Here is a 21,058-nt window from a genome sequence, read left to right as displayed (position 1 = left end):
GGGTTCAAATGACTCACTGAGTCAATGGGGTTGGGTTCGTTTGTCTCGCTGAGTCATTTGAACCCGTCCCCACTGTCTCACCCGTCCCCGACGACTCGTCCCCAATGACTCAGGCCAGCATGTCCCCCAGTCGGTCGATGAAGGCCTGGTAGTCGCGGATGCCGGCGAGCTCGCGCACGTTGAGCGGGTCGATGAGGATCGACACGAGCGGGTCGAAGAGCTCATTGAACGTCGCGCGCTGCCCGCGTGAGAACGCGAGCATGATCACGAGCGACACGGTGCCGTCGCCCCACGCGACCGGCTCGTCGGGCACGAGCACGGACATGCTGCTCTCGTTCGCGTACGGCTTCATGGTGTGCGGGACCGCCACCGCGCCGAACGCCGTCGACGACAGGTGCTCGCGCTCCAGCACGTCGTCCTCGAACCCCTCGTTCACATAGCCCAGCTCAATGAGGCGCGCGGACATGGCGTGGATGATCTCCTCGCGCGTGCGCACGGGCTCGCCCGTGGCGAAGAGCTCCGGCTTGACGAGCTCGCCGAGCCGCCTCCGGAACTTCTCGCGCCGCTTGCCGCGCTGCACGCGCTCCACGGCGGCGCGCACCTGCGGCACGTCGGTGTCGCGCGGCGCGATGCCGACGTGCAGCACGGGCACGGCCGGGGCGTGCGCGATGGGGTTCGTGGTGATGATGAGGTCGGCGCCGGCGAGGTGCTCGAGCGCACGCTCCGTGGTCACGATGTTCGTGACGAGCACGTCGTCCGAGAAATGCTTGTTCAGAAACTCCTGCAGGTTCTTGTCGATGTTGTAGTACGCGGGGCAGTACAGCACCGTCTTGACCTTGCTGTTGAGCTGCTTCTGCGCTTCGATGGTGCTGCCCAGGTGGAAGGCGATGTAGGCGATCTCGTCGTCGTTGATCTGGATGCCCGTGCGCCGCTTGATGATGCCGGCCGAGCCCACCGCGGTGTCGTAGAGCAGCGGGCAGCTCGACTTGATCTCGTCCGTAAGGGGGTTGCGCGCAAACGACTCGGTGCGCGCGCGGGCGAGCAGGTTCTTGATGTGCAGGGCGAAGCGGACGTAGAACTCCTTCTCGGAGAGGTCGATGAAGTAGTACATCGAGACGTCCCCGATGATCTCGTCGACGAGCGCCAGGCAGTCGGCGTCCACGTAGCGCGAGAGGTCGTCGCCCGCGTCGGCGTTGTAGTCGAGCGTCGTGGTGCGCGAGGCCAGCAGCAGCGCGAGCTCGTATTCCTCCGATCCGCTGAACGGCACGTCGAAGTGATCCTCGAGCTTGCGGGCGATGCTCGCCGCCATGTCCGCCTCGTGCGGCTTGAGCACGCTCTCCCGCGCGCCGTCCGTCTTGGGGAGGGTCGCGTGCTGCGCGCCCTTGCCCTTGATGCGGTCGAGCGCGATGGCGATGTGCAGCACGAGGTTGATGAGCGAGTATTCGTTCACGAAGTAACGCGCCTGCTCGAGCGTCTCGGCCACGGCGTCGCGGATGAACACGGCGTCGATGTCGGGGAACGCGTGCTGGATGGTGTCGAGGCTCATGAAGTTGACGCTCGTCTCCTCGTAGAGCAGGCCGGAGAGCAGACGGCGCTTGTTCTTCTCGGTGCCCTGGATGGAGAGCAGGTCGCCGGTGTGCGAGAGCTCGAGGTCGTATTCGGCGCAGGTGCGCATCATGCGGCCGAGCTCCTTGCGCATGGTGGAGGTGGAGACGAACAGCTCCTCGCAGAGGTCGTAGATGTTGAGGGGGCCGGGGTTCTGGATGATGCGCTTGAGCGCGTACGCGCGGCGCTCCTCGCGCGTCTGCGGCGTGGGCTGGCTGAACGGCGCGCGCTCCTCCAGGGTGAGCACGGCGGGGACGGTCACGCGGTCGCAGGTGTACCCGCTGCGCCCCGACTTCACGAGCGGCTTCTCGCCCTTGTGGTTGATGCTCCCCACGCGGTTGCGCACCGTGCGCTCGGACACGCCCAGCTGCGCTGCGAGCGCCTTGCCCGAAACGGGCTCGTTGCTTTGGAACAGCGCGCGCAGAAGCTCGAGTTCCTGGTCTGTGTAGCTGGGCTGCGCCATGGGCCACCTTCGCGGGGCGGTCGTTCCGGCTCCCGGGCGCGCCGCAGCTTCCGCGCGCCGTCGTCGCCGCGGCCCACCCCTCTCGCCGCAACGCACCATAAGTATATAGACCCTATGCTTCCGCCGTGTTTCGTCTTTTGCCGCGATAGGCGGCAGAAGGCTGTTGGACGGTCGCCGGCAAACGCGGTTCTATGGTGTCGTCCCAGTACCTTCTTGTTAAGGAGGAAAGCAATGAAGAAGCTCAACGTCCTTTTGGTGTGCGGTTCCGGTGCCAGCTCGGGGTTCATGGCCGCCAACATCCGCAAGGCCGCCAAGGCGCGCGGCCTGGAGATCTCGGTCGTCGCGCGCAGCGAGTCCGAGATCGAGTCCTACGTGGATGAGATCGACGCCCTCATGGTGGGCCCGCACCTCGCCTACATCCTCGACGAGATCGACGAGTACACCCACGGCCTGCCCGTGAAGGTCATCCTCATGAAGAAGGAGTACTACTCCACCCTCGACGGCGACGCCGCCCTCGACCACCTGCTGTCCGAGATGGGCGAGGAGTAGGGTCGCGCGCACCCTCGGTGATCCGGCGAGCTGCGCGCCGTGGATTCGCAGCACGGAAAAGGGGGAATCCCCCGCGTTTTAGGAAAGGAGTGCAGGATGGAAAAGCTCATCAACTGGCTTGAGAACAGCTTCCAGCCCAAGATGAACATCGTGAACACCAATGTGTGGATCCTCACCCTCAAGGACTCCATGCTCCAGGTGCTGCCGTTCATCTTCGTCGGCTCCATCTTCTGCATGGGAACGGTGCTCGAGTCGTTCGTGACCCTGCCGTTCTCGTTCTGGACGCCCTACGGTTGGACCATGGGCCTCGTGTCGCTCTTCGTGTCCTTCCTCATCCCGTTCAACTTCTGCGAGAAGAAGCGCCTGCGCAAGAGCCGCCTCATCGCGGGTCTGACCGGCATCTCCACGTTCCTCATCTCCATCACCCCTGAGGTGCTGAGCGAGGGCGAGGCCGGCTTCGGTTCCTCCGCGCTCGGCGCCGGCGGCATGTTCTGCGCCATGATCACGGGCATCATCGTCTGCATCGTGTTCAACCTCTTCGGCAAGTTCTCCTTCTTCAAGGAGGATTCGGTCATCCCCGACTTCGTGCGCCAGTGGTTCGACGCGCTCCTGCCCATCGGCATCACCGTGTTCGCGTTCTTCGCCGTCGTCCAGATCTTCGGCGTCGACCTCTACCAGATCGCCGTCAACCTGTTCATGCCGCTGCAGGGCATCGCCAACACGTGGTACGGCTTCACGCTCATCATCTTCATCTACTGCTTCATCTACTCGATGGGCATCTCCTCCTGGGTGCTCACCCCGGTTGCTGAGCCCATCAAGCTCGCCACCATCGCCGCGAACCTCGCGCTCATCGCGTCCGGCGAGGCCACCGCTGCCAACCAGGGCATCTACACCGAGACCCTCGTGTACGTGACCTACATGTGGTGGGGCGGCATCGGCTGCACCATGCCGCTCGTGCTCGAGATGATGTTCGCTGCCAAGTCCCAGAAGCTCAAGGCCCTTGGCCGCGCCTGCATCGCGCCCGCCATCTTCAACATCAACGAGCCCGTCGTCTTCGGCACCATCGCCTGGAACCCCATCATGATGCTCCCCATGTGGATCATCGGCATCGTGATGCCGCTCCTCACCTGGTTCGGCGTCAAGGTCATCCAGTTCGCCCCGTTCAACAACATCCAGTTCGAGCTTTGGTATTGCCCGTACCCCATCGGCACGTGGATTTCCACCGGCGGTTCTATCGCGGCTATCATCTTCGTTATCATCGAGTTCCTTGTCGCTGCCGCCATCTGGTTCCCCTTCATGAAGGCGTACGACCAGCAGTGCTGCGACGAGGAGGCCGAGAAGGAAGCCAAGAAGGTTTCCGCCAAGGCCACTGCATAGCCGCTGCGTAGGAAAGGACTGTCTGCAATGGATGAAGAAACCGTTCAGAGCGCCATGAACATCATCCTCCACGCCGGTGACGCCCGCGTCGCCTGCAAGGAGGCCATGGAAGCGCTCGCCCAGTTCGACATCGAGGGCGCCCGCGCCAAGATGGAGACCGCGCACACCGAGATCACCGAGGCGCACCGTGTCCAGACCGATGCCATCCAGGGCGAGGCGCGCGGCGAGGGGAAGGGCTACTCGCTGCTCTTCACCCACGCGCAGGACACGCTCATGACCATCAACAGCGAGATCAACATCACCAAGCAGCTCATCGGCGTGTTCGACGCCTACGAGAAGCGCCTCGCCGCGCTCGAGGAGAAGCTTGGGTAGAGCCGCGGCGCAGCGCACGCGCTGCCTGCACGATCGCTTGGAACCCGGGGCGCATCTCCCCATACCCACGTCCCGGTTCTCGTAGATTCGCCCGGTACCGCACCGTCTCGGGCGCGGTGCCGGGCATTCGTCTCTCACACATGTTTCACGCACGTTCACGGGCAAGGAGGCTCGAGTCATGAACAGGGTTCCCACCGGTTTCCCCAACGACTTCCTGTGGGGCGGCGCCGTCGCCGCGAACCAGCTCGAAGGCGCCTGGGATCAGGACGGCAAGGGCTGGTGCATCGCCGACATCAACGAGTTCCGCGACGACATCGCCATCGACAAGAAGTACAACGAGGAGGTCGACTCCACCTTCGTGAAGGAGGCCATGGAGGCAACCGACCGCGTGTTCCCCAAGCGCTGGGGCATCGACTTCTACCACACCTACAAGGAGGATCTGAAGCTCCTGGCCGGCATGGGCTTCAAGACGTTCCGCACCTCCATCAACTGGTCGCGCATCTTCCCCAACGGTGACGACGCCGAGCCCAACGAGGCCGGCCTCCAGTTCTATGAGGACCTCTTCAAGGAGATCGTCAAGAACGGCATGGAGCCCATGATCACCATCTCGCACTACGAGATGCCGCTCGCCCTCACCACGAACTACCTGGGCTGGTACTCGCGCGAGACCATCGACTTCTTCACGAAGTACTGCGAGACCGTGTTCGACCGCTACGCGGGGCTCGTGAAGTACTGGATCATCGTGAACCAGATCAACCTCATCGGCCACGAGAGCTTCAACCACCTGGGCGTGGCGAGCGACCGCGTCGACGACCTCATGAGCGCCAAGTACCAGGCCGTCCATAACGAGATGGTGGCCTGCGCCCGCGCCACGAAGTACGCGCACGAGCATCACCCGGAGATGCAGATCGGCATGATGCTCTGCGGCGGCCCGTCCTATGCGGCGAGCGCCAAGCCCGAGGACCAGCTGGCCACGCTCAAGCACAACCAGATGGAGTACTTCTACTCCGACGTGCTGCTGCGCGGCACCTACCCCGGCTACGCCTACCGCTACTTCCAGGACCACGACATCCACGTCATGGTGACCGAGGGCGACCTCGAGGACCTCAAGAACACGGCCGACTTCTTCAGCTTCTCCTACTACTACACCCGCGTGGTCACGAAGGAGAGCTACGAGAACGGCAACGACGCCATCCGCAACCCGGACATCCCGGCGAGCGACTGGGGCTGGTCCATCGATCCCATCGGCCTGCGCATCCTGCTCAACGAGTTCTGGGACCGCTACCAGAAGCCCATCTACATCACCGAGAACGGCATCGGCGCCTACGACACGGTGGAGGAGGACGGCTCCATCCACGACACGTACCGCATCGATTACCTGCGCGCCCACCTCGAGCAGGTGCGCGAGGCCATCGAGGACGGCGTCGACGTGCGCGGCTACTACGCGTGGGGCCCGATCGACCTCGTGAGCTGCTCCTCGTCCGAGATGAGCAAGCGCTACGGCTTCATCTACGTCGACCTCGACGACTACGGCCATGGCACCGGCAAGCGCTCCCTCAAGGACAGCTACGCCTGGTACAAGAAGGTCATCGCCTCGAACGGCGCGGACCTGGCGTAAGGTTTTTGCCGCCCCGCGGCTCCCGGTGGGCTGCGGGGCGGCTCGATGGCCGTGATAAAAAGGTGTGATAAAAAGGTGTCAGTCACCTTTTTATCACCACCACCTCCAGAAAGGGGTTTCCATGTACGCGAAGACCACGACGGTTGAGAACGCGAGCGGGCTGCACGCCCGTCCGGCGGCGGTGTTCACCAAGAAGGCGAGCGAGTTCGCATCGAAGATCACCGTGAAGCGCCTTGACACCGAGGCGACGTGCGACGCCAAGTCCGTCCTCATGCTCATGGGCATGGGCATCGGCTCGGGCACGCAGGTCGAGATCTCGGCCGAGGGCGACGACGAGCAGGCGGCCGTGGACGCCCTCGTCGAGCTCGTCGAGAGCGGATGCGGTGAGTAGCGGCCGCGCTACCGCCACCCCAAGCAGCTTTCTGCGCACGTGGAGCCCGGAGGTGGCGAAGGCCCTTCTGGGCTCCGCTGTCATGGCGCTCGGCATCTGCCTCTTCGTGGCCGTCGAGCTGGGGAGCGACTCGATCGACGTCCTCCTCGACGGCATGAGCCGCACGCTCGGCATCACGCTCGGCCAGGCGCAGCTCATCTTCACGGTGGCGACGACCATCGTCGCGTTCATCGTGAACCGCAGCCGCGTGGGCGTGCTGAGCGTGGTGGGCGGCATCATGACGAGCCAGCTCATCGATTTGTTCAACATCTGGATCCTGCCGATGGACCTCGCCGCGCAGGGCCTCGCGCTGCGCGTGGCGGCGCTCCTTGCGGGGCAGGTGTGCCTGAGCGCCTCGTACGCGATGCTGCAGGCGGTGCGCAACGGCATGAACGTGACGGACGCGATCGCCCAGAAGCTCGGCAGCGTGCTCCCGGGCGGATACGCCGTGTGGCGCACGGTCATCGACGCCGCGTGCCTCGTGGGCGGCATGCTCATCGGGGGCGTGTTCGGCGTGGGCACCGTGCTCTTCGTGCTCGTGAACGGCAGCCTGGTGAAGTTCTTCGCGCGCCTGCTCGCCCGGGTGGGCTTCGGCGCGCACACGGAGGCCGAGCGCGCCTGACGCGGCGCCGGGGAGCCGGGCTTTCGCAGCCGCCACTGCTGGGACGCGGTTGGCCGAGGGTCCGTCTCCCCCGCGCTGCGTGTCCGGCGGGTTCAGGCGAGGGGCGGGTCGGGTAAACCTGGCGGCAGCCCGCAGTCATATGACTCTACGCCATTAGGCTACTTTACCGAGAGTAGGCTTTATCGCGAGCAAGCCGCATCACCTCTGCTATGGGGCATGATGGGTTCGCTGCGGCCGCCTGGGTCATCAGGTAATTCCCTTCCATCGCGAGCTTCGTCAGCGTCTCCGGTGGACACGAGGGGTTTTCGGCGACTATCTCGCGCACATATGGATCCTCATCCTCTGCGAGCCGCGCGAGAAGTTCCGGCGGACACGCGGGATTCCAGACGCATGCCTGGCGCACATTCTGATCCTCGTCCGTCGCGAGCTCAGCCAGCGTCTCCGGCGGGCACGAGGGGTTCACGGCGACTGCCTTGCGCACATCCCAGCGACAGTCCATCGCGAGCTCAGCCAGCGTCTCCGGCGGGCACGACGGGTTCCCCGCACATGCCTCGCACGTTGAGTGCTGCAAGGAATACTCCACGAGCTCCTCCAGCGTTTCCGGCTGCCATGAGGGATTCTCAGCGCGCGTTTCGTGGGTATACGTTGCGAGTTCCGCGAGCAGGTCCGGCGGACATGAGGGGTTCCCGGCGCACAGCTTCAGCTTCTTCCAGGAGTCGCCCTCAAGGGTCTCCATGCCGTGCGACCATGCGCAGAGCGCGTCCTCAGCCATCTGCTTCAACGCTTCTGGCGGGCACGAGGGGTTCCCAGCGACCGCCCTGCACATCCACGTGTCCTCGTCCGTCGCGAGCTCAGCAAGCACTTCCGGCGGGCACGACGGGTTCGCAGGGATGCTGTATTTCAAATCACGGATGAGCGGGAGCAAGAAGGGGTCTAAGTCTAGGAAGTCTCGGACGATCTCGCTTTCGTTAGATGTCTCCTGCGCGGCGGCCATGATTCCTCCAAGTCAACGATCAGCTCGCTACGGGTCTGATGTAATTTTATGCATGCCAAACAGAGAATTTCTCCGAGTGCTCGCTAGACGCCGAGCAGCTTGCGCTTCGCGGCGGCGAACTCTTCGTCGCCGAGTGCCCCCTCCCTGTGGAGTCTGGCAAGCCGCTCGAGCTCGTCCACAAAAGATGCGTCCGTTCTTCCAGCGAGCTCAGGCGAGGGGCTCGTCGGGTGAACCTGGTTCTCGGCAGTCCGGGGCCATCTGGCTCTATCCTGCCGAGCTTCATCGAGAGTAGGCTTTACCGAACCGAACCGAGAGCAGAATTTATCGAGAACAAGCCGCATAACCTCTGCTATGGGGCACGAGGGGTTCATTGCGGCCTTCGGGCTCACCCAAGGATCCTCGTTCACCACGAGTCTCGCCAGCACCTTCGGCGGACACGAGGGGTTTTTGGCGGCCGTCTCGCGCACAACTTGACTCTCGTCCTCAGCGAGCCGCGCAAGCAGGTCCGGCGGACACGAGGGGTTCTTGGCGACCGCCCTGCGCACGGCTTGGCTCTCGTCCTCAGCGATCCGCGCAAGCAGGTCCGGCGGGCACGAGGGGTTTTCGGCAACCGCCCCGCGCACCCACTCGTCCTCGTCCTCAGCGAGCCGCGCGAGCAGGTCCGGCGGGCACGAGGGGTTTTCGGCAACCGCCCCGCGCACCCACTCGTCCTCGTCCTCCACGAGCGCCGCGAGCAGGTCCGGCGGGCACGAGGGGTTCGCGACGACCGCCCGGCGCACATCCCGGTCCCCGTCCTTTGCGAGCTTCTTGAGTAGATCCAGGGGACACGAGAGGTTACCGGCGCATGCCTTGCGCACCCATCCGTCCTCGTCCGCCGCGAGCACCGCGAGAAGTTCCGGCGGACACGAGGGGTTTCTGGCGACCGACCCGCGTACGGCGTGACTCTCGTCCTCAGCGAGCCGCGCAAGCAGGTCCGGCGGACACGAGGGGTTCCGGGCGCATGCCTCACGTACATTCTGATCCTCGTCCCTCGCAAGGACTGCCAGTGTCTCCGGCGGGCACGAGGGTCTTGCGGCGACCGCTTGGCGCACCCACCCGTCCTCGTCCGTTGCGAGTCCCGCGCGCAGGTCCGGCGGGCACGAGGGATTCCCGGCGACCGCCCGGCGCACATCCCGGTCCCCGTCACTCGCGAGCACCGTCAGTGTTTTCGGCGGGCACGAGGGGTTTTCGGCAACCGCCCCGCGCACCCACTCGTCCTCGTCCTCCACGAGCGCCGCGAGCAGGTCCGGCGGGCACGAGGGGTTCGCGACGACCGCCTGGCACACATCCCGGTCCCCGTCCTTTGCGAGCTTCTTGAGCAAATCCGGCGGGCACGCGGGGTTCCCGGCGCACAGCGTCAACGTTTGCCAGGAGTCGCCCTCCATCTCCTCCGCGCCGTGCGACCACGCGTAGAACGCGTCCTCCGCAATCTGCTTCAGCGTTTCCGGCGGGCACGAGGGGTTCTGGGAGAGTTCCCAACGAATTACCAGATCTTCCTCAGTCGCAAGCTTCGCCAGCACCTCCGGTGGGCACGACGGGCACGCAGCAATGCAGGATTTCAAAGCACAACTGAGTTCGCCCTTAGTAGAGACGAGATTTAGGAAGTATCGGACGATCTGGCTTTCGTAAGATGTCTCCTGCGCGGCGGTCATGATTCCTCCAAGTCGACGATCAGCTCGCTACGGGTCTGATGTAATTGTATCCATGGAAGATCCGGCTCGTATCGCAGTTCGTATCGCACGCTGCGCCGGCGCATGCGCCCGCTCACGGTCGAGCCTTCGAGGTTGCCGCGCTTTTCTAGCTTGCCGCGTGGCAGCTGGGCATCGTGTTATAGATCTTCGGGGTTTCGAGCGAGCGTAAAGATCAGCGGGGCGTGGTGGAGCGGAGCCCCGCCGCCCTTCGCGCACAAAGTTGCCGCTTTTACACGCGAAGCGTTTCTGTAAAAGGCCTTCGCGCTTAAAGCTGACAAGTTTGCGCTCGAAGCGATTTCGCCGCCCCGTTGTCCGCGTCCGCTGCGGGCGCCGCCTCCGCGGGCGCCCGTTCCGTCCCGCTCGTGCTCCCGCACAAACTCCTCCAGCGCCCCCAGTTTTGCTCCCGCGCGCATCCGATACGCGTTACAATAATGGAGCATGTGGATTTCCGCTGCCGGGCACGAATCGCCGCGTTCGCCGAATCATGCTTGACATGCGGAAACGCCATAAGCGCCGTGGAATCACCGGTTTGCACGGGCTTACCGGGGACTGTATACCTACACGAGAGGAGAGGGGTATATGGCGCGTTCGTTCAAGTCCATGGACGGCAACGAGGCGGCCGCGTACGTATCGTATGCGTTCACCGAGGTTGCGGGTATCTACCCGATTACGCCGTCCAGCCCCATGGCCGACCATGTCGACCAGTGGGCAGCTCAGGGCAAGAAGAACATCTTTGGCACGAAGGTGAACGTCATCGAGATGGAGTCCGAGGCCGGCGCCGCGGGCACCGTCCACGGCTCGCTCTGCGCGGGCGCGTTGACCACCACCTACACCGCGTCTCAGGGTCTTCTGCTCATGATCCCGAACATGTACAAGATCGCAGGCGAGCACCTACCGGCCGTGTTCCACGTGTCCGCGCGTACCGTCGCTAGCCATGCGCTCAACATCTTCGGCGATCACTCCGACGTCATGGCCTGCCGCCAGACCGGTTTCGCCATGCTCGCCGAGACCAACGTTCAGGAGGTCATGGACCTCTCCGCGGTGGCGCATCTCGCCGCCATCGAGGGCAAGGTGCCGTTCCTGAACTTCTTCGACGGCTTCCGCACCTCGCATGAGATCCAGAAGGTCGCCGTGTGGGATTACGCGGACCTCGCCGAGATGTGCGACATGGACGCCGTCCAGGCCTTCCGCGATCACGCGCTCAACCCCGAGCACCCGCACAACCGCGGCACGCACGAGGACGGCGACGTCTTCTTCCAGCACCGCGAGGCCTGCAACACCGCGTACAACAACCTGCCCGCGGTGGTCGAGGACTACATGAACAAGGTGAACGAGAAGCTCGGCACGAGCTATCACCTGTTCGACTACTACGGCGCCGAGGACGCTGACCGCGTCGTCGTGTGCATGGGCTCCTTCTGCGACACCCTCGAGGAGGTCATCGACTACCTCAACGCCCAGGGCGAGAAGGTCGGCCTCGTGAAGGTGCGCCTGTACCGTCCGTGGTCCGTCGAGCACTTCGTGGCCGCGCTCCCCGAGACCGTCAAGAAGATCGCCGTGCTCGACCGCACCAAGGAGGCCGGCTCCATCGGCGAGCCGCTCTACGAGGACGTCGTCGCCGCGCTCTACGAGGCGGGCAAGACCGGCATCACCGTCGTCGGCGGCCGTTACGGCCTCGGTTCGAAGGACGAGCCGCCCGCGGCCGCGTTCTCCGTCTACGAGGAGCTCAAGAAGGACGAGCCCAAGCGCGAGTTCACCATCGGCATCGTGGACGACGTCACGAACCTCTCGCTGCCCATGGACCCGGACGCCCCGAACACCGCGGCGGAGGGCACCATCGAGTGCAAGTTCTGGGGTCTCGGCGGCGACGGCACCGTGGGCGCCAACAAGAACTCGATCAAGATCATCGGCGACCACACGGACAAGTACGTCCAGGCCTACTTCCAGTACGACTCCAAGAAGACGGGCGGCGTGACCATCTCGCACCTGCGCTTCGGCGACAAGCCCATCAAGAGCCCGTACTACATCACGAAGGCCGACTTCGTGGCGTGCCACAACCCGAGCTACATCACGAAGCACTTCAAGATCGCCCAGGGCGTGAAGCCCGGCGGCACGCTCATGATCAACTGCCAGTGGGACTTCGACGAGCTGTCGAAGCACCTCTCGGCCGCTGAGAAGCGCTACATCGCCCAGAACGACATCCAGCTCTACCTCATCAACGCCATCGACCTGGCGGTGCAGGTGGGCATGGGCAAGCGCACCAACACCATCCTCCAGTCCGCGTTCTTCACGCTCGCCGGCGTGCTGCCGCAGGAGGACGCCATCAAGTACATGAAGGACGCCGCCGAGAAGTCCTACGCCAAGAAGGGCCAGGACGTGGTCGAGGCCAACTGGAAGGCCATCGACGCCGGTGCCACCGCCTTCCAGAAGGTCGAGGTCCCGGCCGAGTGGGCCGACGCCGCCGATGAGGACGCCGCGCCCGAGCTCAAGGGTCGCCCCGAGCTCATCGCCCAGGTCAAGACCATCATGGAGCCCATCAACCGCATGGAGGGCGACGAGCTCCCCGTGTCCGCGTTCGCCGGCCACGAGGACGGCCAGTTCGAGCAGGGCGCTTCCGCCTACGAGAAGCGCGGCGTGGCCGTCATGGTGCCGCATTGGGACGCCGAGAAGTGCATCCAGTGCAACCAGTGCGCCTACGTGTGCCCGCACGCCACGATCCGTCCGTTCGGCCTCACCGAGGAAGAGATCGCCGCGGCGCCCGAGGGCATGCGCACGCTCGACATCAAGATGCCGAAGGACACCGGCCTCAAGTTCACCATGGCCATCAGCCCGCTCGACTGCATGGGCTGCACCAACTGCGCGAAGGTCTGCCCGAAGGGCGCCCTCACCATGGTGCCCCAGGAGCAGGAGCTCGAGGAGCAGAAGACCTTCGATTACTGCGTCGAGCACGTCGCGCCGAAGCCCGTGCTCCAGACCGCGAACCTCAAGGGCAGCCAGTTCAAGCAGCCGCTGCTCGAGTTCTCCGGCTCCTGCGCCGGCTGCGCCGAGACCGCGTACGCGCGCCTCGTGACGCAGGTCTGCGGCGACCGCATGTTCATCGCCAACGCCACCGGCTGCTCCTCCATCTGGGGCAACCCGGCCGCGCGCTCGCCCTACACCGTCAACAAGGATGGTCACGGCCCGGCGTGGAACAACAGCCTCTTCGAGGACAACGCCGAGCACGGCCTGGGCATGTTCCTCGGCTATGAGGCGGTCCAGAACAAGATCGTCGTCGAGCTGAACAGCATGCTCGAGAGCGACAAGACCCCCGAGGCCACCAAGGAGCTCATCCAGGCCTACCTCGACGCGCGCTTCGACGCCGAGGGCTCCAAGGCCGCTGCCGCCGCGCTCATCCCTGCCCTCGAGCAGGCCGAGCAGGACGGCTGCCCGGTGGCCGGCAAGATCCTTGCCGACAAGTCCTACCTCACCAAGAAGTCCTTCTGGATCTTCGGCGGCGACGGCTGGGCGTACGACATCGGCTTCGGCGGCCTGGACCACGTCCTGGCTTCCGACCACAACGTCAACGTCTTCGTGTTCGACACCGAGGTGTACTCCAACACCGGCGGCCAGGCCTCCAAGGCGTCGAACCTCGGCCAGGTGGCGCAGTTCGCCGCGGCGGGCAAGCGCACCAAGAAGAAGAGCCTCGCCGAGATCGCGATGAGCTACGGCTACGTGTACGTGGCGCAGGTCGCCATGGGCGCGAACCCGGCCCAGACGCTCAAGGCCATCCAGGAGGCCGAGGCCTACGACGGCCCGTCCCTCATCATCGGCTACGCGCCCTGCGAGATGCACTCCATCAAGAAGGGCGGCATGCAGAACTGCCAGTCCGAGATGAAGAAGGCCGTGGACTGCGGGTACTGGAACCTCTTCCGCTTCAACCCCGCTGCCGAGGTGGGCAAGAAGTTCACCCTCGACTCCAAGGAGCCGAAGGGCGGGTACCAGGAGTTCCTCATGAACGAGGCCCGCTACGCCTCGCTGGCGCGCGTGCTTCCTGAGGACCAGGTGGAGAAGCTCTTCAAGGAGAACGAGGACGCTGCCCTGGCCCGCTACCAGCACCTGCTCAAGCTCAAGGACCTCTACGCCGAGGTCTAAGGCTTCGCGCGGACGCCGTTCCGCCTGAGCGAGAGCGCACGAAGCGCTTCGAAGGGGCTCCCGAGCGATCGGGAGCCCCTTTTCGTGTTTAGGGGTCGCAGTTATGCGAGGATTTGGGCGCGTCGGACGGGCGGCCGGCACGTTCGAGCCTCGATACTGTGTGGGATTTTGAAAGGCGCGAGTAGACCGGGGTTTTGGCGAGGAAAACCGCAGGAAACGCGAGCGCCGAGGGGTCGTCTACTCGACGCATCGAGAATCCCACACAGTATCGAGGCTCGAACCAGGTTGCAGGCACTCCGACATGATAAAAACCAGACAGGCTGGATTTTATCATCGGCTCTCCGGGTTCGCGCGGGCGCGGCGCGGGTCGTTGCACGACATGTTGGGTATAAGGCGTTTGACTGTGCAGCGACGAAAGGGAGGCACGATGGCGGAGCAGGACGACCAGCCGATCGAGGATATCGAGGAGATCGCGGAAGCCGAGGACACGCAGCTCGTGCTCGGTGACGACGACGAGCGCGACGCGGACCTGCACGAGGAGATCCTCTCGCAGGAGACGGCGTGGAGCGGCAAGATCTTCGACGTCGAATGCCTGGAGGTGAAGCTGCCGAACGGCCGCGTGTCGCGCCGTGATGTGGTGCGCCACCACGGGGCGGTCGCGATCGTCGCGCTCACCGAATCGGGGAAGATCGCGCTCGTGCGCCAGTACCGCACCGCGCTCGACCGCGTGACGGTGGAGATCCCCGCCGGCAAGCTCGAGCCGGGCGAGGATCCGCTCGACTGCGCGAAGCGCGAGCTCAAGGAGGAGACGGGCTTCGTGCCGGGGCGCATCGCCTACCTCACCACCATCGCGAGCTCATGCGGCTTCTCCGACGAGCTCATCCATCTCTACCTGGCCACGCAGCTCTCGTTCGAGGGCGCCAACCCGGATGAGGACGAGTTCCTGAACGTCGACCTCGTGGATGTGCAGGAACTCGTGGACGCCGTGCTCGACGGCAAGATCGAGGACGCCAAGACCGTGGTGGGCGCGCTCGCCTGCGACGTCATGGCGCACCGCCTCGCCGCGGAGGCGGCCCAGGCGTAACGGCGCGCCGCCGCGCTCCTATTCAGCAGATTCGAACATGCCCATGCGGCGGGCGATTTCGGCGATGCCCTTGAGGGTGAGCTGCTGGTCGACCACGTCGAAGGCGTCGGTGGCATTGGCGACGAGGCCGGCGAGCCCGCCCGTCGCGATGACGCATGCCTCGGGGGCTTCGAGCTCGCGGCGTATGCGCGCGACGAGCCCCTCCACCATGGCAGCCGTGCCCAGGATCGCGCCGCTCTGCACGGCCTCGGTGGTCGTCCTGCCGATGGCGCGCTCGGGCACGTCGAGCGGGATGCTCGCGATGCGCGCGGCCCGCGCCACGAGGGCGTCCATCGAGATGCGGAGGCCCGGCGCGATCGCCCCGCCGATGTAGTAACCGTCCTCGTCCACGACATCGATGTTGGTGGCGGTGCCGAAGTCCACCACGATGGCGGGCGCGCCGTAGCATGTTTCGGCCGCGACGGCGTTCGCGATGCGGTCCGCGCCCACCTCGGCGGGGTTGGGTGCGCGGAGCTTCGTCACCTGGGCGGTGGCGCTGCCCACGGCGATCGTGCGCTCGGTGATGCGCCGCGCCGCCTGCTCCCACTCGCGCGAGAGCTGGGGCACGACGCCCGCGAAGGCCACCGTATCGATGCAATCGAGCGAAAGGCCGTACATGTGCAGGTAGCCAAGCAGACGAACGTGCAGCTCGTCGGCGGTGAACGAGCGGTCGGTGGGCATGCGCCACGCGTACGCGAGCGCGTCCCCGTCGAAGAGGCCGAGCCCGGTTTGCGTGTTGCCCATATCGATAGCGAGGAGCATGGCCCTCCTTTGCGCGAGGTGGTCAATCACGGTCATTGTATATCAGCGCCGCTGGCGGCGTGCGGGGTGAAGCGTTTCAACGCTTTGCTATACTCAGATGCGACCAAGGTGAAAGACATTACCGTATCGCATCAGATCATCATCCTGGGCAGCTAGGGGGGCGGCATGGGCAGGGTTCGGATCGTGGACGTGGCGCGCGAGGCGGGCGTCTCGCTCGGCACGGTGTCGAATGCGCTCAACCATCCGGAGCGCGTGCGGCCGGATACGCGCAAGCTCATCGAGGAGACCATCGACCGCCTGGGGTACCTGCCCAACCAGAGCGCGCGGCTGCTCGCGGGCGGGACGAACAAGGTCTTCGGCCTCATCCTGCCCTGCCTCACGCACGGCTGCAGCGTGCAGATCGCCAACGGCGCGCACAACGAGGCGCTGCGGCACGGCTACGACGTCATCGTGCTCTGTGTGAACGGCGACGAGTCGTGCGAGGGTCGCTACCTGCGGTTCTTCGCCGGTATGCAGGTGGCGGGCGTGCTCATGCAGCCCATCGCCAACCCCCGGCGCTACGAGGAGCTCGACCTGCCCATGCCGACGGTCTACCTCGGCGCGTCCGAGGCGCCCTACCACGCGCTCGCCGTCACCCCCGACTACGAGGCGCAGGGCGCCATCGTCGCGGAGCACGTGCTCGCGCGCGGCGCGGAGCGCGTCGCGGTGATCGGCATGCCGGACATCTACCAGCGCGCAGGGCGGCTCGTGGGCATCCGCGCCACGCTCGCGGCGCAGGGGGTCGAGAACGTCGAGGTCATCGAGGAGGGACGGAGCGCGGGGACGGGGGACGGTGCGCGGCTCGGCGCCCTGCTCGCGGGGCGGGACGTGGCGAGCCGGCCGGATGCGATCATCGCCCTGTCAGACGTGCTCGCGACCGGTGCCATCGAGGGCGTGCGCGCCCGGGGGCTCTCGGTGCCCGACGACATCATGGTCGCCGGGTGCGACGGCAACCCGCTCGCGTGGTCGAGCGGGGTGAGGCTCACGACCTGCTCGCCCGCCGGATACGAGCTCGGTCGCAAGGGCGTACAGCTGCTCCTGCGCTCGATCGAGGAGGCCGAGACCAAGAAGTCGGTCGTGCACGTGCATCAGGACGCCTTCGCGCTCGTGGAGCAGCGGCAAGGCGCGACGCACGAGGTCATCCGCCCGTTTTTGCTCGAGCGGGAGAGCACGGTGGGCGCGGATGCGCGCAGCGAGGGCGCGCTGGCAGGGGTGCCTGAGCTCGATATCGGGTCGTTCCTCTAGCGCGGCCGCTCCAGCGCGGGCGGTGCTCGCGGATGAGCGCGAGGTGCGGATGCGACGCGAGCCTTTCGCCCGCCGCCGGGGTGCTACCGCGCGCCCTCGCTGTTCCAGCGCTCGATCGCCGCGGGCAGCTCGTCGAGGCTCTCCAGCTGCTCCGTGCACAGCGCCTGGATCTCCGGCGTCGGCGCGACGAGGTCGGGGACGAGGAAGACCTGCATGCCCGCCGCGTGGCCGGCGCGCACGCCGTTGAAGGAATCCTCCACCACGGCGCAGCAGGCGGGGTCGACGCCGAGCTTCTCGGCCGTGACGAGGTAGATGTCGGGGTTCGGCTTGCTCGCGGGCGCCTCGGTGCCGCAGGTGCTCGCATCGAAGATGTCCATGAGGCCGAACGGCGCGAGCTCGCGCTCCGCGACGTCGCGCATCGAGGACGTGGCGAGGCCGAGCTTGAAGCCGCGAGCGGACAGGGTGCGCAGCGCCTCCTCGGCACCGGGCATGAGGTGCAGATCGGTCTCCGCGAGCTCGAACTTGATCTCGTAGTGCCGGTCGAAGGCGGCGTCGGCGCGGTCGTGGCCGCCGAGCTTGTCGCCGTAGCGCTCGATGATGACGGGGCGCGTGAGGCCGATGAACGAGTAGATCGTCTCGTCGTCGATGGTGAAGCCCATCTCGTCGGCGACGCGACGCCACGATTCCGCGCTCAGCGTTTCGGTGTCGACGAGTGTTCCATCAAGGTCGAAGAGGACAGCGGTGATCATGGCGGCTCCCGGGGTGCGATACGGTTTGGATGGTTCGGGCGACGGCGGCTGGCGCCGAGGTCGCAACAGGGATATTGTGCCAGATACGCGGCGGCGCGGGTACAAGAATCGCGTCATGATGAGCCAGATGGGCGCGCGGGAAAGGGGATGCGGTGCAGCTGAGGAATAACGCGGAGCTTGCGGGGAAGATGCGGGCGCTCGAGGAGCTGCTGCGCTCGTGGGGATCGGTGGCGATCGGCTTCTCGGGCGGCGTGGACAGCACCTTCCTCGCGGCGGTGTGCGCGCGGGTGCTCCCCGAGGCGACGCTCCTCGTCCGCCTCGAGACGCCGTTCACGACGACGCCCGAGCGCGCGGCGGCGGAGGGAGCGCTGGGCAGCGCGGGCAACGGCACTGTCCCGGAGCGGCCGGAACCCGCCGCGCTCGCCAGCCTGCCGGTGCTCGGCATTCCGTACGACGCGCTCGGCATCCCCCAGATCGCACGCAACTCCGCCGACCGCTGCTATTGGTGCAAGCGCTTCGGGTTCGAGCGGATCGTCGAGGCGGCGCGGGCGCGCGGCATCGCGGTCGTTGCGGACGGCAGCAACGCGGATGACGCCCTCGAGGACCGACCCGGCATCCGCGCCTTGCGCGAACTGGGCGTTCGGTCGCCGCTCATGGAGACGGGCTGGCGCAAGGAGGAGGAGCGCGCACTGCTGCGCGCCTGGGGTTTCGCCCAGTGGGACATGCCCGCGGAGGCGTGCCTCGCGACACGCGTGCGTCGCGGCGAGCCCATCACGGCCGAGAAGCTCGGCATCGTGCGCGCCTGCGAGGACCTGCTGCACCAGCACGGGTTCCGCTCCGTCCGCGCGCGCCTGGGCGCGGGGGAGATGCGGCTGGAGTTCAAGGAGGACGAACTCGCGTGCAAGCGCGACCAGCTTACGAGCGAGCTCCGCGCCGAGCTCGAGCGCCTTGCCGGCTGCCCCGTCGCGTGGTAGGAAGGACATCGCTTGTTGCAAGCGCGTGTGGCGTAATCAGCATGCAGGGTATAGTTATTTCAAAGCGAGGGAAGCGGAAGGGGAGCTATGCCAACCATCAGTCTGTTTTTCGGCATTGTCATATCCATGTATGCGGGCGATCATCCTGCGCCGCATTTCCATGCGAGGTATGGGGAGCACTAAGCTGTTTATGATTTCGATGGCAACAGGCTCGAAGGGTTTATGCCCAGGAAGCAAGAGCGTCTCATTCAGGCATGGGTTGAGATTCATTCCGAGGATTTGAGGGCCAACTGGGATTTGGCTGAGAGCGGGCACAATCCCATGAAGATCGATCCTTTGCGTTAGGAGCTGGCAATGAACGTTGACGTTAGATCCTTGCCATTCCCGATCAATGTCATCTCCGTTTCTCCGCTTGACGGGTATAGGCTTGCGCTTGAGTTCGAAGTTGGTAAGGAACGCAAGCGTTCAAGTGGCATATTTGATATGAGCGGATATCTCGGATGGCCAGCGTTTCAGGCGCTCGCAGATGAAAATGAGTTCAAAAAGGTGTACACAGACGGCTTCACTGCTTGTTGGCCGGGCGATATCGATATCGCGCCTGAGCGTCTGTACACCGATTGCGAAAGCGTGGCGTGACGAGCTCACTTGTAATGTGATATACAGGCTTTGAATTGCATGTACATCGTGGCTGGGGCAGAGGGATTCGAACCCCCGTAACCGGCACCAAAAACCGGGGTCCTGCCGCTGGACGATGCCCCAACGAACCACATGCCGACGCCGCGGGAAAGCCGCGCGTCAGCGCACTAAGTGTACCTAATCGCTCAGTGCATCGCAAACGCCGTCGAGCAGCAGGATCGCGAGCGCCTGCGAATCGCTCGAGGTGAACGACCCGTAATGCGTGATTCCCGTGAGCTCGAAGCGCAGCACGGCGGGCTTGTCCGACGCGGCGGCGAGCGCGGTGCGGATGCGCTGCGAGATGTTCGGAGCGTCCGCTAGGACGATGGTCGCGCGCGGTGCGGCGTCCGTGGGGAGCGGCGAGGCGGCGATCTCGAAGATGACGTCAACGTCCTCGGGCGCCTCGCTGTCGCAGAGCACCATGCCGCTGCGGTCGGTGGTGGCCGTGGCGATGTTCCACATGCGCGACGCCACGTTGCGCGCGATGGGATCCTGGCCGATCACGGCGATGCGCGTGTGCTCGAGCACGCTCGCGGCGCGCGCGAAGCCCGTGCGGTTCTCTGTGTCGCTCACCGTGGGCTTGCCCTCCCAGATGTGGTGGAGGCGGTTGATGTAGCTGTAGGTGTCCTGGAACGCCATGCCGTCGGCGAAGAGCCCGACGTTCTCCTGGAACTGTTGGAGCGCCGCCTCGGTGTGCGGCCCGAAGACGCCGTCCGCCTTGCCGCACGAGAAGCCCAGGATATTGAGGGCGTGCTGCAGCTCCATAACGTCGGCGCCGTGGAAATTCGGGAGGCGCAGGTACAGCGTGCGGTCGCCGAGCTTATACGATGCGTCCACGAGCCGGCTCCAGCACTCGGTGTCCACGTCGGAGCCCGCCTCGAGCGACTCGTTCCTGCGGAATTCGGCGACGGCAGAGGCCGTGGCGGGGCCGAACTGCCGGGCATCGAGCTCGGTCGCGTCGATGGAATAGCCGAGCCCGACCAAGCGAGCCTGCACGTCCTCGACGGCCGGCCCCTGCATCCCGGTGGTGATTGGTTCCATGCTGCCTCTTTCTAGCGTCTGCATATCCCTTATAGTCTAGCAAGTTTGCGCGCCCTGCGCCCGATGGGGCGGCGCGCCCCGCCGCGTGGCGGCTATTTCCTCGGTAAACCCACGTGCGGCGTGCGGTCGAAACCGCGTGGCGCACCCCTGAGGCCACGTCGCGGCGCATATCAGCCGTCCTCCGATGAACAAACGACGCGAAACGAGCGTTTTATGAGGGGGTGGCCGAGTAGCCGCCAAAACGGCAACTCAACTAGCTGCGGTTTTGTTGGCGCGCACCCCCTTGCTACTCGAGGGGGTACCGATAAACCGTTCGTTTCGCTCACTTTGTGTTTGGGCGGGGACAAACGCAGCCGCGAACGCGCGCAAAATCGCGTTCGCGCTCCGCGCGTAGACGAAATCTCGACATCTTTTTGTCACCATGGGTCGTGACGCGAAGGGAGACCAGCTATATGAAGTCAAGACCTGAAGGCTAGCTTTTCTCATTCCCGGATCTATCGGAACCAGCACCTTGAGAACCGGATACCGAATGCTTTGAAGGGTCCCTCCCGGGCCTTGCCGG

At 65.3% G+C, this 21,058-nt stretch carries 17 protein-coding genes, 1 tRNA gene and 1 pseudogene; 12 read left to right on the top strand and 7 right to left on the bottom strand.

Translation table 11 applies throughout. The annotated features are described in order from the left end of the window. Window positions 1-109 precede the first annotated feature (109 nt). Window positions 110-2,068: a BglG family transcription antiterminator gene (locus B5G02_RS07075; protein WP_094335721.1), complete on the bottom strand. Its 1,959-nt coding sequence runs from the start codon at window positions 2,066-2,068 to the stop codon at window positions 110-112. A 231-nt stretch (window positions 2,069-2,299) separates the two neighbouring features. Here B5G02_RS07075 and B5G02_RS07070 point away from each other — a divergent pair, with 231 nt between their 5' ends. The 6 genes from B5G02_RS07070 (at window position 2,300) to B5G02_RS07045 (ending at window position 7,036) form a co-directional block, all read left to right on the top strand. Beyond that, entirely contained in the window at window positions 2,300-2,617 is a 318-nt protein-coding gene (locus B5G02_RS07070; RefSeq protein WP_019239947.1) for a PTS sugar transporter subunit IIB, read from the top strand. Between the two features lie 96 nt (window positions 2,618-2,713). Further along, on the top strand, window positions 2,714-3,994 hold the full coding sequence (locus tag B5G02_RS07065; RefSeq protein ID WP_019239946.1) for a PTS sugar transporter subunit IIC: 1,281 nt from the start codon (window positions 2,714-2,716) through the stop codon (window positions 3,992-3,994). Between the two features lie 27 nt (window positions 3,995-4,021). Beyond that, the gene (locus tag B5G02_RS07060) at window positions 4,022-4,366 is read left to right on the top strand and encodes a PTS lactose/cellobiose transporter subunit IIA (RefSeq protein WP_019239945.1); all 345 of its coding nucleotides are present in this window, start codon (window positions 4,022-4,024) and stop codon (window positions 4,364-4,366) included. A 178-nt stretch (window positions 4,367-4,544) separates the two neighbouring features. Next, window positions 4,545-5,984, top strand: coding sequence for a glycoside hydrolase family 1 protein (locus B5G02_RS07055; protein ID WP_094335720.1), 1,440 nt, complete (start codon window positions 4,545-4,547; stop codon window positions 5,982-5,984). Window positions 5,985-6,105: 121 nt separating this feature from the next. After that, on the top strand, window positions 6,106-6,375 hold the full coding sequence (locus B5G02_RS07050) for an HPr family phosphocarrier protein (RefSeq protein ID WP_019239943.1): 270 nt from the start codon (window positions 6,106-6,108) through the stop codon (window positions 6,373-6,375). A 52-nt stretch (window positions 6,376-6,427) separates the two neighbouring features. Beyond that, window positions 6,428-7,036: a YczE/YyaS/YitT family protein gene (locus B5G02_RS07045; protein ID WP_094335719.1), complete on the top strand. Its 609-nt coding sequence runs from the start codon at window positions 6,428-6,430 to the stop codon at window positions 7,034-7,036. Between the two features lie 163 nt (window positions 7,037-7,199). Here the strand turns inward: B5G02_RS07045 and B5G02_RS07040 are convergent, their stop codons facing one another. Beyond that, entirely contained in the window at window positions 7,200-8,030 is an 831-nt protein-coding gene (locus B5G02_RS07040) for a hypothetical protein (RefSeq protein WP_094335718.1), read from the bottom strand. Between the two features lie 83 nt (window positions 8,031-8,113). Beyond that, the gene (locus B5G02_RS07035) at window positions 8,114-9,589 is read right to left on the bottom strand and encodes an SHOCT domain-containing protein (protein ID WP_241146190.1); all 1,476 of its coding nucleotides are present in this window, start codon (window positions 9,587-9,589) and stop codon (window positions 8,114-8,116) included. Between the two features lie 750 nt (window positions 9,590-10,339). On the opposite strand from B5G02_RS07035, the gene nifJ reads away from it, so the two are divergent. Further along, window positions 10,340-13,888: a pyruvate:ferredoxin (flavodoxin) oxidoreductase gene (gene nifJ, locus B5G02_RS07030; RefSeq protein WP_094335716.1), complete on the top strand. Its 3,549-nt coding sequence runs from the start codon at window positions 10,340-10,342 to the stop codon at window positions 13,886-13,888. A 427-nt stretch (window positions 13,889-14,315) separates the two neighbouring features. Continuing rightward, window positions 14,316-14,972, top strand: a complete 657-nt coding sequence (locus B5G02_RS07025) for an NUDIX domain-containing protein (protein WP_094335715.1) — start codon at window positions 14,316-14,318, stop codon at window positions 14,970-14,972. A gap of 18 nt (window positions 14,973-14,990) precedes the next feature. Here the strand turns inward: B5G02_RS07025 and B5G02_RS07020 are convergent, their stop codons facing one another. Continuing rightward, window positions 14,991-15,773, bottom strand: coding sequence for a type III pantothenate kinase (locus B5G02_RS07020; protein WP_094335714.1), 783 nt, complete (start codon window positions 15,771-15,773; stop codon window positions 14,991-14,993). A 165-nt stretch (window positions 15,774-15,938) separates the two neighbouring features. Here B5G02_RS07020 and B5G02_RS07015 point away from each other — a divergent pair, with 165 nt between their 5' ends. Further along, window positions 15,939-17,057, top strand: coding sequence for a LacI family DNA-binding transcriptional regulator (locus B5G02_RS07015; protein WP_094335713.1), 1,119 nt, complete (start codon window positions 15,939-15,941; stop codon window positions 17,055-17,057). 83 nt (window positions 17,058-17,140) lie between these two features. Here the strand turns inward: B5G02_RS07015 and B5G02_RS07010 are convergent, their stop codons facing one another. Further along, window positions 17,141-17,806: an HAD family hydrolase gene (locus B5G02_RS07010; protein WP_094335712.1), complete on the bottom strand. Its 666-nt coding sequence runs from the start codon at window positions 17,804-17,806 to the stop codon at window positions 17,141-17,143. 152 nt (window positions 17,807-17,958) lie between these two features. On the opposite strand from B5G02_RS07010, the gene B5G02_RS07005 reads away from it, so the two are divergent. The 3 genes and pseudogenes from B5G02_RS07005 to B5G02_RS06995 all read left to right on the top strand — a co-directional run bounded on the left by B5G02_RS07005 (window position 17,959) and on the right by B5G02_RS06995 (window position 19,416). Next, the gene (locus B5G02_RS07005) at window positions 17,959-18,780 is read left to right on the top strand and encodes an ATP-dependent sacrificial sulfur transferase LarE (protein WP_094335711.1); all 822 of its coding nucleotides are present in this window, start codon (window positions 17,959-17,961) and stop codon (window positions 18,778-18,780) included. A gap of 87 nt (window positions 18,781-18,867) precedes the next feature. Beyond that, window positions 18,868-19,125: pseudogene (locus B5G02_RS10315) on the top strand (DUF4160 domain-containing protein). A gap of 9 nt (window positions 19,126-19,134) precedes the next feature. Continuing rightward, the gene (locus B5G02_RS06995) at window positions 19,135-19,416 is read left to right on the top strand and encodes a DUF2442 domain-containing protein (protein WP_019239933.1); all 282 of its coding nucleotides are present in this window, start codon (window positions 19,135-19,137) and stop codon (window positions 19,414-19,416) included. Window positions 19,417-19,465: 49 nt separating this feature from the next. Here B5G02_RS06995 and B5G02_RS06990 read toward each other — a convergent pair. Both B5G02_RS06990 and B5G02_RS06985 read right to left on the bottom strand, forming a co-directional pair. Further along, window positions 19,466-19,539, bottom strand: a tRNA-Gln gene (locus B5G02_RS06990). Window positions 19,540-19,593: 54 nt separating this feature from the next. After that, a complete protein-coding gene (locus B5G02_RS06985; RefSeq protein WP_206383749.1) occupies window positions 19,594-20,496 on the bottom strand; it encodes a peptidoglycan-binding domain-containing protein in 903 nt (300 codons plus the stop codon). Between the last annotated feature and the right edge of the window lie 562 nt (window positions 20,497-21,058).

This window comes from [Collinsella] massiliensis, from assembly GCF_002161605.1.
Classification (GTDB): Bacteria; Actinomycetota; Coriobacteriia; order Coriobacteriales; family Coriobacteriaceae; genus Enorma.
Note: the sequence above shows the minus strand (reverse complement) of the source record. Positions and strands in the feature narration are given on the sequence as shown.